This is a genomic window from Streptomyces sp. NPDC048603 (assembly GCF_043199475.1).
GTDB lineage: Bacteria > Actinomycetota > Actinomycetes > Streptomycetales > Streptomycetaceae > Streptomyces.
Genome location: NZ_JBICVY010000014.1, coordinates 96,872 through 109,376, shown reverse-complemented (window position 1 = coordinate 109,376; position 12,505 = coordinate 96,872). Strand labels below are relative to the sequence as shown.

Sequence of the window (12,505 nt, the reverse complement as noted above, 5' to 3'; positions counted from 1 at the left end):
GGGTCGGGTGGACGGTTGAAATGCCCCGGAATGTTCTCCGTCAACTATGTTCGGAGGTGCATGAAGATGCGCCGTAGGATCGGAGCGGCAGTTCTGGCAGGGGCTGCCGGGCTCACCCTCGGTCTCATGCCCGTCAGCGCTGCATTCGCCGCCTCAACCCCGCAGAGCGTTCCCCAGGTCCAGACCGGCGACGGTCACTGGTGCGACCGCGACTGGCGTGACCGCCATTGGTGCGACAACGACTGGAGCGGTTACGGCGGTTACGGCGGCTATGGCGGCTACAGCCCCTACTGGGTGGGCTATGGCGGCTACGGCGGCGGCGACGGCTGGGACCACGACGACTGGGGTCGCGGCGGCAACGGCCACCACTGGAACGACGATGACTGGGGCCGCGGCGGCTACGGCGGTGACGGCTGGGACGGGCACGGCGGTCACGGCGGTCACGGCGGCGACGGCTGGGGTGGCCACGGCGGCCACTGACCCGAACTGACCCGAGCTGACCCGAGCCCTCCCGGCCGAGGCCGGGAGGGCTGACACCGCAGAGGGCCTAGCCCTCCAGCAGGGAACCCATCCACTCCTCGACACCCGCCACGGTGCGCGGCAGGGCGCCCGACATCAGTCGGGCGCCCTCCGCCGTGATGACCAGGTCGTCCTCGATGCGGACGCCGATCCCGCGGAGCTCGGCGGGGAGGGTGAGGTCGTCGGGCTGGAGGTAGAGGCCGGGCTCGACGGTGAGCACCTGGCCCTCCTCCAGGACCCCGTCCAGATACGTCTCGGCGCGCGCCTTGGCGCAGTCGTGGACGTCGAGCCCCAGCATGTGGCCGCTGCTGCAGAGGGTGTAGCGGCGGTGAAGGTCGCCCTCGGCGTCCTTGAGTACGCCCCATTCGGCCAGGCCCTCGGCGATGACGCGCATGCCGGCCCGGTGGAAGTCCCGGAAGCTGGCGCCGGGCCGCAGTGCGGCGATGCCCGCTTCCTGGGCGGCCAGCACGAGTTCGTAGACCTGGCGCTGCACGGGGGAGAAGCGCCCGGAGAGCGGGAGGGTCCGGGTGACGTCCGCGGTGTAGAGGCTGTCCGTCTCCACCCCGGCATCCAGCAGCAGCAGTTCGTCCCGGTTCAGCGCGCCGTCGTTGCGGATCCAGTGCAGCACGCAGGCGTGGGCGCCGGACGCGGCGATGGTCTCGTACCCGGTGCCGTTGCCCTCGGCGCGGGCCCGCAGTCCGAACACCCCCTCGATCCAGCGCTCGCCGCGCGGATGGGCGAGTGCACGCGGCAGGGCGCGTACGACGTCTTCGAAGCCGGCGGTGGTGTGGTCCACGGCGAGCTGCAGCTGGGCCACCTCCCAGGCGTCCTTGACCAGCCTCAGCTCGGAGAGGGCGGTGGCCAGTTCGGAGTCGGTGGCGGCGTTGCGGCCGGCCGGTGAGCCGAGGAGGCCGGGGGCGCCGAGGCTGTCCAGGTGTGCGCAGCGGATGCCGGTGAGCCGTTCCGCCTCGGCGAGGTCGGGCCGGCGGCCGACCCAGAACTCGCCGTAGCGGCGGTCCCGGAAGAACTCCTCGCCTCCGTCGGCCCGGGGTGAGCGGGGGCGCAGGTAGAGGACGGCCTCGTGGCCGTGCGGGCCGGACGGCTCCAGCACCAGGACGTGGCCGACCTGGTCCTCGCCGGTCAGGCCGGTGAGCCAGGCGTACGCGCTGTGCGGGCGGAACCGGTGGTCGCAGTCGTTGGTGCGGACCCTGAGCTCGCCGGCCGGGACGATCAGCCGCTCGCCCGGGAAGCGCGCCGAGAGGCGGGCCCGGCGGGCCGGGGTCACGTCGAAGGCGGTGACCCGTTCGGACGCCGCGAGCGGGGAGGGCGCCCAGTCGCCCGCCATGAAGCGGGACAACTCGGGTGATACCGGCAGGTCGTGGCTGCCGATGTTGAGCGGGGCGGGGCGATCGGTCACAGGGGCTCCCCGGGTCTGATGCGAACTGGTGGGCGCACAGGTCTTGTCAGTGCAATTTCACATTACTATGTTACAGCTCACACCGCGGCTCGTGAACTGCGCTCAAATGCCGTGTGACGCAAGGCAGTTGACGTTCCGCAGCACCATTTCCCCCACCTCCCCTCCCACAGGAGTTCTTGGTGTCCATGCACAGAGCTGTGCGTTCCTCCCTCCTCGCCACCTCCGTCGCCGTGGCTCTGGTCGCCTCCGCCGGGCAGGCCGTGAGCCTCGCCGCGGAACGGACCGCACCGGCGGCCCCGGTGGCCGCGACGCTCCCCGGCACCTTCGGCTCCGGCGCCGGCGCCGCGTCGGCCCCCGGCCAGAACCCGTTCGACGAGGTCGACCGGCTCGCCTCCGCCCCCGAGAACGTCCCCGCCGCGAGCCGGATCCCCGGCGGCCGCACGGTGAAGCCCGGCGCCAAGGCCAAGGACGCGGCCAAGGTCCCCGGCCCCGCCGAGAAGGCCCCCGCCGCGACGAAGCGCACGCTCGCCCAGGGCGCGGCCACCACCGCCGCCGGGGTGCCGTGCACCCTCGACGGGATCAGGAACCTCGGCCCGGAGCAGTTCGCCGACTTCCTCGCCGACCCGGCCGTGCTCGCCGACGGCTGCCTCCGCGACATCATCTGGACCTGGGACGCGCGCCTGGTCCCCGTCATGTCCGACGCCCACGTCCAGGCCGTGTCCCGCCGGATATCCGGGCTGGCCGCCGCGCACGACGGCCGCAACTCCTCCCACCTGGAGGAGATGTTCACCTACCTGCACGCGGTCGCCTACCACGACTTCTCGCGCACCGAGATCGACGTCACCGACGCCCCGACCGTGGACGCGATGCGCCAGGCGATCGCCGGCTTCGCCGGTGCCGCCCGCACCTTCGACGTCACCCCCTCCAACGCCCGGACCCTGCGCGAGGCCCTGTACGCGGCCAGCGCCCCCGGCCTGCGCCAGCACCAGCTCGGCCTGATCAAGAACGTGCTCGCCACGATGGGCCCGGACCGGCCCGCCACCAACCGCGACGCCGGCTGGGCCGGTGCCGCCCTGGCCGGCCTCTCCGTCAACTACCTGGGCGTGTACCCGGGCAACCAGGACAACGCCTTCCACTCGGCGGTGGCCGCCGACCCCTCTTACCGGGCGGCCTTCAAGGCCTTCGCCGGCTGGACCCACCTCAAGGGCACCGCGAACGACTGGGCGGCGCGGGACGCGCTGAGCGAGTACGCCCGCTTCGGCCAGATCGCCGGCCTCAAGGACGCCACCGTCGCCGACCTCGGCGCGCTGCTCGGACCGGTCGAGCGCGACTGGGGCTCCGGCAGCGAGCAGTGGGCCACGCTCGTCTCCTGGCTCAACTTCTACGAGGCCTGCAAGCCGTACGGGGTCTGCAAGGAGGACATCGAGAAGCGGATCTTCCCGTACACGTACACCTACGACAACGGGGCCATCAAGGTCCGCACCGGGCTCCCGCAGGCGACCGTCGACAAGCTGTACTACGCGAGCAAGCAGGTCAAGGCGCAGTACCACCGGGTGCTCGGCACGGACCAGCCGCTCGCCGGGGACCCCAACACCACGCTGAACATCGTGCTCTACGCCTCGCGCGCCGACTACGAGCGGTACCACCCGATCCTCACCGGGATGGGCACCAACAACGGCGGCATCTACATCGAGCGCGGCGCCACCTTCTACACCTACGAGCGGCGCGTCCCGCAGGACTCCTCGCTGACGCTGGAGGAGCTGTTCCGCCACGAGTACACGCACTACCTCAACGGGCGGTACGCGGTGCCCGGCTTCTTCGGCGAGGGCCCCTGGTACGAGGGCGACCGGACCACCGCCATGGACGAGGGCACCGCCGAGTTCTTCGACGGCGCCACCCGCGACAACGGCATAGCCGTGCGCAAGTCCCTGGTGAAGAGCATCATCGGCGACACGGCGGGCGGCGGTCCGCGGATGAGCGTCGAGCAGATCATGAACGCCACCTACGACGGCGACGGCTTCCGCTTCTACTCGTACGCCGGCACCTTCTTCGAGTTCCTGTGGACCGAGAAGCCCTCGCTGCTCCGCGAGATGTACACGCACCTGCGCGGCAACGACGTCGCCGCGTACGACGCGTGGCGCCACCGCATGGGCTCCGACACGTACCTGCAGCGGGACTACGACCGCTTCCTGGACGCCCAGATCGCCAAGGTCGACCAGCTGTACGTGCCGAACACCTCGTTCACCCCGGTCGACCAGCTGCGCGACTCGGCGCTGGCCTCGGTGAAGTCCTCCTTCGCCACGGCCACGTACAACACGCCGGACTGCGTGGAGAACGGGGAGCCCGGGAAGCGCCGGTTCACCTGCACCGGGCGGATCACCGCCAACCTGAAGAACTGGCGCAGCGACGACCAGAACTTCAAGGACATGTCCGAGACGGTGGACTACTTCATCCTCGACCGGGCGGGCGCGGCCTCCAACAACCTGGCCGACATGAACTGCCACTTCGGGCCGGTGGAGATCTGGTCCAACAAGGTGGCGGGCACCTCGTCCTACAGCTGTGAGGGTCCGCTGCGCGGCTGACCGGACTCGCAGATCAGGGGCCCTAGGCACGCACAGAACTATGTGACATATTACTGTCGTGCCCAAGAGACACCCCCTGGATGCCTCCCCCGACGTCGTGATCATCGGCGCCGGTGTGGTCGGCGCTGCCTGCGCGTACTACGCGAGCCGCGCCGGCCTGTCCGTCGCCGTCGTCGACCGCGGTCCCGTCGCGGGCGGCACGACGGGCGCCGGGGAAGGCAATCTGCTCGTCTCCGACAAGGAGGCGGGCCCCGAGCTCGATCTCGCGCTGCTGTCCACGAGGCTGTGGCGCGAACTGGCCTCCGTCCTACCGCCGGAGACCGAGTACGAGCCCAAGGGTGGTCTCGTCGTGACGCCCGACGGGACCACCCTCGAGGCCCTGCGCGGATTCGCCGAAGGGCAGCGCGCCGCGGGCGTGGACGCGCGGGAGGTCGGCCCGGAGGAGCTCCGCGAGCTGGAGCCGCACCTCGCGCCCGGTCTCGCCGGCGGCTTCCACTACCCGCAGGACGCCCAGGTCCAGCCCGCCCAGGCGGCGGCCCGCCTGCTCGCCGCGTCCGGCGCCGCGCGGTACCTCGGTGAAGAGGTCACCGGGATCCTCCGCGAACCCTCCGGCGCCGTACGCGGAGTCCGCACCGACCGCCGCGAACTCCTCGCCCCCGCCGTGGTGAACGCGGCCGGCACCTGGGGCGGCGCGGTCGCCGCGCTGGCCGGCACCGACCTGCCCGTGCTGCCCCGCCGCGGCTTCGTCCTGGTCACCGAACCGCTGCCGAGGGTGGTCCGGCACAAGGTCTACGCCGCCGACTACATCGCGGACGTGGCCAGCGGCTCCGCCGCCCTGCAGTCCTCGGCGGTGGTCGAGGGCACGCCCGCCGGGCCGGTCCTGATCGGCGCCACCCGGGAGCGCGTCGGCTTCGACCGCTCGCTCTCCACGGAGGCGCTGCGCCGACTCGCCGCCCAGGCCGCCGCCCTCTTCCCGGTGCTGGCCGACGTCAAGGTGCTGCGCACCTACCACGGCTTCCGCCCGTACCTGCCCGACCACCTCCCGGCGATCGGCCCCGACCCGCGGGTCCCGGGCCTGCTGCACGCCTGCGGCCACGAGGGTGCCGGCATCGGCCTGGCCCCGGCGACGGGTCTGCTGATCGCCGCGGCGCTGACCGGGGAGGCGCCGCCGCTGGACCCGACCCCGTTCCGCCCCGACCGCTTCGCGGAGGCACCCCGATGAGCGACAGCACCGGCAGCGGGGGCCGTACCCCGCGCGACCTGGTCGGCGGAGCGCCGGAAGCCGCGTACGCCATCCGCTTCGACGGCCGGGAGATCCCGGCGCAGGCCGGCCAGTCCATCGCCGCCGCCCTGTGGGGCGCGGGCATCCTGGCCTGGCGCACCACCCGCGACGGGGGCTCGCCGCGCGGCGCGTTCTGCGGGATCGGCCAGTGCTACGACTGCCTGGCCACCGTCAACGGCCGCCCGAACCAACGGGCCTGCCTGGTCCCGGCCCGCCCCGGGGACACCGTCACCACCCAGGAGGGAACCGGCCGTGCCGACCTCGCCGTCTGACCCGCCCGCTCCCCGGCAGGGCGCGTCACCGAACCCCGGGCCCGGTGGGTCGGGCTCCTCCGCCCCCGCGTCCGACGCCGCCGTCGCGGACCTCGCGATCGTCGGCGCCGGGCCGGCCGGGCTCGCCGCCGCCGTCACCGCCGCCGACCTCGGCCTGAGCGTGGCCCTGCTGGACGCGGGCGACCGGCCCGGCGGCCAGTACTACCGCCACCCGGACCCCGCGCTCGGCGCCACCCGCCCGCAGGCCCTGCACCACGGCTGGTCCGCCTTCGCGACGCGCGAGGCACGGCTGCGCGCACACGAGGCGGCGGGCCGGCTGAGGTACCTGCCGGGCCACCACGTCTGGACGGTGGCTCCGGCCCCGGTTCCGGCTCCGGCCCCGGTTCCGGCTCCGGGGTCGGGCTCGGCCCCGGAGCCGGTCGTGGAGCGGGAGCGGCAGTGGCTGCTGCATGCCGTGGTCGGGCCCGAGGAGCGGGCGGCGGTCGTGCGGGCCCGGGCGGTGTTGCTGGCCACCGGGGCGTACGAGCGCCAACTGCCCTTCCCCGGCTGGACCCTGCCCGGGGTGGTCGGGGCCGGCGGGGCGCAGGCCATGCTCAAGTCCGGGCTCGTACTGCCCGGGCGGCGCGTGGTGGTGGCCGGCAGCGGACCGCTGCTGCTGGCCGTCGCCGGATCGCTGGCCGCGGCCGGGGCGCGGGTCCCCGCCGTCGTCGAGGCCGCGTCGTACCTGGCCTACGCCGGCCGGCTGCCGGCCCTGCTGCGCAATCCGGGCAAGCTCGCCGAGGGGGCCGTCTTCGGCGGGGCGCTGGCGCGCCGTCAGGTCCGGCTGCTCACCCGGCACGCCGTGGTCGAGGCGCACGGCGCCGAACGCGTCGAGGCCGTCACCGTGGCCCGGCTGGACCGCGACTGGCGGCCCGTGCCCGGCACCCGTCGCCGGATCCCGTGCGACGCGCTCGCCGTCGGGCACGGGCTCGTCCCCCAGCTCGAACTGGCCACCGGCCTCGGCTGCGCCACCCGGCTCGCCCCCGACGGCACCCCCGCTCTGGCCCTGGACACCGGGCAGCGCACCTCCGTCCCCGGTATCTGGTCGGCGGGCGAGACCGGTGGCATCGGCGGCGCCCAACTGGCCCTGGCCGAGGGCGAACTGGCCGCCCACTCCATCGCCGACGCACTGCGCGGCGGGACCCCCGAACGGCTCGCCCGGCTGCGGCGTCGCCGCGCCCGGTTGCGCGCCTTCGCCGAGGCCATGGGTGCCGCCCACCGCCCGGGCGAAGCCTGGACCGGCTGGGTCACCGACGCCACCGACGTCTGCCGGTGCGAGGAGGTGCCCGCCGGGCGGATCCGCGAGGCCGTGGAGGAGCTCGGAGCGCGGGACGCCCGTACGGTCAAGCTGCTCACCCGGGCCGGCATGGGCTGGTGCCAGGGCCGCATGTGCGGCCAGGCCGTCGCCGCCCTGGCCGGCGCGGAGCCCGCCGCCGACCGCCGCCCGCTGTCCTGCCCGGTCCCCCTGAGCCTGCTGGCCGCCCTGCCTCCGGCGCCGACCACGCCGGCCGCGCCGACGGCGCCCGCCGCGCCCGCCGCACCCACCACCGAAGACTGACACCCGTGCGCCACCCCTTGTGGCGCCCGCACACCACGCAGTAAAATGTCACACACCACACTAGGGAGTCCCGTATGAGCGCCGCACCCCGCACCCCCTGGCACGGCATCATGGTCGCCACCACCCTGCCGCTGCGCCCCGACCTCTCCGTCGACCACGACGCCTACGCCGAGCACGTCGCCTGGCTGATCGCCAACGGCTGCGACGGGGTCGTCCCCAACGGCTCCCTCGGCGAGTACCAGACGCTCACCGACGAGGAGCGCGCCCGCGTGGTCCGCACCGCCGTGGAGGCGGCCGGCGACGGCGCCCGCGTGATGCCCGGCGTCGCCGCCTACGGCAGCGCCGAGTCCCGCCGCTGGGCCGAGCAGGCCGCCGAGGCGGGCGCCGGCTCCGTCCTCCTGCTGCCGCCCAACGCCTACCGCGCCGACGAGGCCGCCGTCCGCGCCCACTACGCCGAGGTCGCCAGGGCCGGCCTGCCCGTGGTCGCGTACAACAACCCCATCGACACCAAGGTCGACCTGACCCCGGCCCTCCTCGCCCGGCTGCACGCCGACGGCAGCATCGTCGCCGTCAAGGAGTTCAGCGGCGACGTCCGCCGCGCCTACGAGATCGCCGAGCTCGCCCCCGGCCTGGACCTCCTCATCGGTGCCGACGACGTCCTGCTCGAACTCGCCCTGGCGGGCGCGGTCGGCTGGATCGCCGGCTACCCCAACGCCCTCCCGTCCTCCTGCGCCACCCTCTACCGGGCCGCCGTCGCCGGGGACCTGGAGACCGCCCTGCCCCTCTACAAAGCCCTGCACTGCCTGCTCCGCTGGGACTCCAAGACCGAGTTCGTCCAGGCGATCAAGCTCTCCATGGACCTGGCCGGCCGCCCGGGCGGCCCCACCCGGCCGCCGCGCCTGGCGCTCACCGGCGAGACCGAGGCCGCCGTCCGAGCCGCCACCGAGAAGGCCCTCGCCGACGGCCACTGCTGACAGGCCGCCACCCACAGCCCGCCACAGCCAGGGGAGACCCCATGCGCACCCGTCACATCTACCACGCGGTGGACTCGCACACCGAAGGCATGCCCACCCGCGTCATCACGGGCGGCGTCGGGGTGATCCCCGGCGCCACCATGGCCGAGAAGCGCCTGCACTTCATCGAGCACCTGGACCACGTCCGGACCCTGCTCATGTACGAGCCGCGCGGCCACGCCGCGATGAGCGGCGCGATCCTCCAGCCGCCCACCCGCCCGGACGCCGACTTCGGCGTGCTGTACATCGAGGTGTCCGGGCTGCTGCCGATGTGCGGGCACGGGACCATCGGGGTCGCCACCGTCCTGGTCGAGACGGGCATGGTGCCGGCCGTCGAACCGGTCACCACCGTACGCCTGGACACCCCCGCCGGACCGGTGAGCGTGGACGTCCGCGTCGAGGACGGCGCGGCGACGGCCGTCACGCTCACCAACGTCCCCGCCTTCTGCGCCGGCCTCGACCTCAAGGCCGACGTACCCGGATACGGCACGGTCACCTACGACCTCGCCTACGGCGGCAACTTCTACGCCTTCGTGGAACTCGACTCCCTCGGGCTGCCCTTCGACCGCGCCCGCAAGGAGGACCTCCTGGCCGCAGGCCTCGCGGTCATGGAGGCGATCAACGCCGGACCGGACCGTCCCGTGCACCCCGAGGACCCGGGCATCTCCGGGGTCAAGCACGTCTACCTCGCCGCCCCCGGCTCCGACGCCGTCCGCTCGCGGCACGCCATGGCGATCCACCCGGGCTGGTTCGACCGGTCCCCCTGCGGCACGGGCACCAGCGCGCGGATGGCGCAGCTGCACGCCCGCGGCCTGCTGCCGCTGGACACCGACTTCGTCAACGAGTCCTTCATCGGTACCGAGTTCACCGGCAGGCTGGTCGCCGAGACCACCGTCGGCGGCCGGGCCGCCGTGGTGCCCACCGTCACCGGCCGGGCCTGGATCACCGGCACCGCCCAGTACTTCCTCGACCCGACCGACCCCTTCCCCGCCGGGTTCCTGCTGTGAACCCGGCCCACCCGACACCCGCTCCGGCGGCGCCCGCTCCGGCGGCGCCCGCGGACTCCTCCTACACGGTGCACTCCGTCCGCACCACCGACTACCACACCGCCGGCGAACCCTTCCGGATCGTCACCGAGGGCCTCCCGCCCGTCCCCGGGGACACCGTCGCCGCGCGCTGCGCCACCGCCATCGGCCCCGGAGGCTCCGGCACCGCGCCCCGGCTCAGCGCGCTGGACGACGTACGGCGCATGCTGGTGCAGGAACCGCGGGGACACGCCGGGATGTACGGCGGGTTCCTGGTCCCGCCCGACGACGACGGGGCCCACCTCGGGGTGCTGTTCTGGCACAAGGACGGCTACTCCACCGCCTGCGGGCACGGCACCATGGCCCTCGGCGTCTGGGCGGTGGACAGCGGACTCGTGGCGGCCCCCGACGACGGGGACGCGCAGGTCAGGATCGACGTACCGTCCGGGCGGGTCACCGCCACCGTCCACCGTGACGGCGGCCGCACCACCGGGGTCACCTTCCGGAACGTCCCGGCCCGGGTCGCCGCCCGCGGAGTGCCCGTGGCCACCACCCTGGGCATCGCCGAGGTGGACATCGCGCACGCCGGGGCCTGTTACGCCTCCGTGCGCGCCCGCGACCTCGGCCTGAAGGTCATCCCCGCCGACCTGCCCGCCCTGGTCCGGGCCGGCCAGGAGATCCGCACCGCGCTGGCCACGCACCCGGCCGCCTGGCATCCGGACGGCCCGCTGCTCTCCGGCGTCTACGGGGTCATCCTGTACGAGGAACTGCCCGACACCCCGTTCGGCCCGCACCAGCGCAACGTCACGGTCTTCGCCGACGGCCAGATCGACCGCTCGCCCTGCGGCTCCGGCACCTCCGCCCGGCTGGCGCTGCTCGCCGGGGAAGGACTGCTCGGGACCGGACAGGACCTGCTCCACGAGTCCGTGGCCGGCACGGTGTTCACCGGCCGGATACTCGACGGCGGAGTCACCGAGGTCACCGGCACCGCCTACCGCACCGGCGAGCACAGCTTCCTGCTGGACTCCCGGGACACCCTCGGCACCGGATTCCTGTTGTGACGTACTCCCTCGGGGCGGAGGAGATCGCCGGGCTGCTCGGCCCGGCGGCCGTCGCCGACGCCCTCGCCGACGCCCTGCGCTCCGGGCTCGACCCGGAGGGCTGCCCGCAGCGCACCAGCGTCCCCGTCCCGGCGGGCGAGCTACTCCTGATGCCCGCCGCGTCCGGGGCCTGGGCCGGGGTGAAGGTGGCCGGGGTCGCGCCCGGCAACCCCGCCCGCGGCCTGGCCCGGATCACCGGCAGCTACCTGCTGCTCGACGGCCCGACCCTGCGGCCGGTCGCCCTGCTCGACGCCGCCGCGCTCACCGCGCTGCGCACCCCGGCGGTGTCCGCCCTCGCGGTACGCGCGCTCACCCCGGCCGGGCGGCCGCTGCGGACGGTGCTGTTCGGCACCGGCCCGCAGGCGTACGGACACCTCGACGCGCTGCTCGCGGAGCGCGAGCTCGACGGGGTGACGGTGGTCGGGCGGAACGGGGACGGAGCCGCCCGGCTCGCCGCGTACGCCCGGACCCGCGGAGTGGCCGCCCGTACCGGCAGCCCCGCCGACGTGGCCGGGGCCGATCTGGTGGTCTGCTGCACCACGGCCCGCGAACCCCTCTTCGACGGACGGCTGGTGGCCGACGGCGCCACCGTCGTCGCGGTCGGCTCGCACGAGCCGGAGGCCCGCGAGACCGACACCGCGCTCGTGCGACGCGCCGCGGTGTGGGTGGAATCGCGGGCGGCGGCCCTGCGCGAGGCGGGCGACCTGCTGGTCCCCGAGGCCGAGGGCGCGATCGGGCCGGGCCACATCACCGGCACCCTGGCCGACCTGGTCGCCGGGCGCGGGCCGGCCGCCGGCCCCGCCGGGCCCGCCGCACAGGGCGGGACGTCCGGCTGTCCACACCTCTTCAAGAGCGTGGGCATGGCCTGGGAAGATCTCGCTGTGGCGGTGGCCCTGTACCGGGCCGCGAGTGGGGCCACCGGGGCGAACAGCGAAACGTGACATTGTACGCTGTTCCTCTGCGATTTCTCGGAGGAAAAGCGATGGGTGACCTGAAGCAGCACAGTCTCATCAAGGCCCAGGAGCGGCTTCGCGATCAGGTAGGCCACGCCCTTCGAGCAGCCCTGATAGCCGGACAGCTGGAGCCCGGCCGGGTCTACTCGGCTCCCACCCTCGCCGCCGACCTCGGCGTGTCGGCCACCCCGGTGCGCGAGGCGATGCTCGACCTGGCCCGCGAAGGCCTGGTCGAGCCGGTCCGCAACAAGGGGTTCCGGGTCACCGAGGTCAGCGAACGCGACCTGGACCAGTACACCGAGCTGCGCACCCTGATCGAGGTCCCCACCATCGGCGTGGTCACCCGGATCGCCGCCAAGGAGGCCCTGGAGGAACTCCGGCCCATCGCCCAGGAGATCGTCACCCAGGCCCGGGAACACAATCTGATCGGCTACCTGGAGGCCGACCGCCGCTTCCACCTCACCCTGCTCGGCCTCGCCGGCAACGAACGCCTGGTGGAGACCGTCGGCGACCTGCGCAAGCGGTCCCGGCTGTACGGCCTGACCAGCCTGGACAAGGCCGGTCTGCTGGTGTCCTCGGCGGAGGAGCACCTCGAACTCCTCGACCTGATGCTGGCCGGTGACGCCCCCGCCGCCGAGGCCTGCATGCGCCGCCACCTCGGCCACGTCCGCTCCCTCTGGGCCGACCAGGCCGAGTAGCCGCCCAAGGCAGAGCGGCCCCGGCCGAGACCACCCCGGCCGGGGCC

At 74.1% G+C, this 12,505-nt stretch carries 11 protein-coding genes; 10 read left to right on the top strand and 1 reads right to left on the bottom strand.

The genetic code is table 11. The annotated features are described in order from the left end of the window. The first annotated feature begins 60 nt into the window (after positions 1-60). Complete coding sequence (locus tag ACGFQ9_RS30800; RefSeq protein WP_393578326.1) at positions 61-480, top strand: hypothetical protein; 420 nt, start codon at positions 61-63, stop codon at positions 478-480. A 67-nt stretch (positions 481-547) separates the two neighbouring features. Here ACGFQ9_RS30800 and ACGFQ9_RS30795 read toward each other — a convergent pair whose 3' ends face one another. After that, positions 548-1,936 (bottom strand): aminopeptidase P family protein, encoded by a 1,389-nt coding sequence (locus ACGFQ9_RS30795; RefSeq protein ID WP_393578325.1) that lies wholly within the window; start codon positions 1,934-1,936, stop codon positions 548-550. Positions 1,937-2,121: 185 nt separating this feature from the next. Here ACGFQ9_RS30795 and ACGFQ9_RS30790 point away from each other — a divergent pair, with 185 nt between their 5' ends. The 9 genes from ACGFQ9_RS30790 to ACGFQ9_RS30750 all read left to right on the top strand — a co-directional run bounded on the left by ACGFQ9_RS30790 (position 2,122) and on the right by ACGFQ9_RS30750 (position 12,458). Continuing rightward, the gene (locus ACGFQ9_RS30790; RefSeq protein WP_393578324.1) at positions 2,122-4,518 is read left to right on the top strand and encodes a collagenase; all 2,397 of its coding nucleotides are present in this window, start codon (positions 2,122-2,124) and stop codon (positions 4,516-4,518) included. Positions 4,519-4,576: 58 nt separating this feature from the next. Next, the gene (locus ACGFQ9_RS30785; RefSeq protein ID WP_393578323.1) at positions 4,577-5,740 is read left to right on the top strand and encodes an NAD(P)/FAD-dependent oxidoreductase; all 1,164 of its coding nucleotides are present in this window, start codon (positions 4,577-4,579) and stop codon (positions 5,738-5,740) included. Then, positions 5,737-6,072: a (2Fe-2S)-binding protein gene (locus tag ACGFQ9_RS30780; protein WP_393578322.1), complete on the top strand. Its 336-nt coding sequence runs from the start codon at positions 5,737-5,739 to the stop codon at positions 6,070-6,072. Before ACGFQ9_RS30785 ends, ACGFQ9_RS30780 begins: the two co-directional genes overlap by 4 nt. Continuing rightward, complete coding sequence (locus ACGFQ9_RS30775) at positions 6,053-7,669, top strand: NAD(P)/FAD-dependent oxidoreductase (RefSeq protein ID WP_393578321.1); 1,617 nt, start codon at positions 6,053-6,055, stop codon at positions 7,667-7,669. Before ACGFQ9_RS30780 ends, ACGFQ9_RS30775 begins: the two co-directional genes overlap by 20 nt. A gap of 74 nt (positions 7,670-7,743) precedes the next feature. After that, complete coding sequence (locus ACGFQ9_RS30770; RefSeq protein ID WP_393578319.1) at positions 7,744-8,643, top strand: dihydrodipicolinate synthase family protein; 900 nt, start codon at positions 7,744-7,746, stop codon at positions 8,641-8,643. 41 nt (positions 8,644-8,684) lie between these two features. After that, on the top strand, positions 8,685-9,689 hold the full coding sequence (locus tag ACGFQ9_RS30765) for a proline racemase family protein (RefSeq protein ID WP_393578317.1): 1,005 nt from the start codon (positions 8,685-8,687) through the stop codon (positions 9,687-9,689). Between the two features lie 68 nt (positions 9,690-9,757). Further along, entirely contained in the window at positions 9,758-10,768 is a 1,011-nt protein-coding gene (locus tag ACGFQ9_RS30760) for a proline racemase family protein (protein WP_393578461.1), read from the top strand. Next, positions 10,765-11,748: an ornithine cyclodeaminase family protein gene (locus ACGFQ9_RS30755; protein WP_393578316.1), complete on the top strand. Its 984-nt coding sequence runs from the start codon at positions 10,765-10,767 to the stop codon at positions 11,746-11,748. The genes ACGFQ9_RS30760 and ACGFQ9_RS30755 overlap by 4 nt, the downstream gene beginning before the upstream one ends. 41 nt (positions 11,749-11,789) lie before the next feature. Next, entirely contained in the window at positions 11,790-12,458 is a 669-nt protein-coding gene (locus ACGFQ9_RS30750; RefSeq protein WP_393578314.1) for a GntR family transcriptional regulator, read from the top strand. The last annotated feature ends 47 nt before the right edge of the window (positions 12,459-12,505 follow it).

Coding starts and splice junctions, on each gene's coding strand:
- ACGFQ9_RS30750 (WP_393578314.1), top strand. CDS start 11,790: ATGGGTGACCTGAAGCAGCACAGTCTCATCAAGGCCCAGGAGCGGCTT.
- ACGFQ9_RS30790 (WP_393578324.1), top strand. CDS start 2,122: ATGCACAGAGCTGTGCGTTCCTCCCTCCTCGCCACCTCCGTCGCCGTG.
- ACGFQ9_RS30765 (WP_393578317.1), top strand. CDS start 8,685: ATGCGCACCCGTCACATCTACCACGCGGTGGACTCGCACACCGAAGGC.
- ACGFQ9_RS30800 (WP_393578326.1), top strand. CDS start 61: ATGAAGATGCGCCGTAGGATCGGAGCGGCAGTTCTGGCAGGGGCTGCC.
- ACGFQ9_RS30770 (WP_393578319.1), top strand. CDS start 7,744: ATGAGCGCCGCACCCCGCACCCCCTGGCACGGCATCATGGTCGCCACC.
- ACGFQ9_RS30780 (WP_393578322.1), top strand. CDS start 5,737: ATGAGCGACAGCACCGGCAGCGGGGGCCGTACCCCGCGCGACCTGGTC.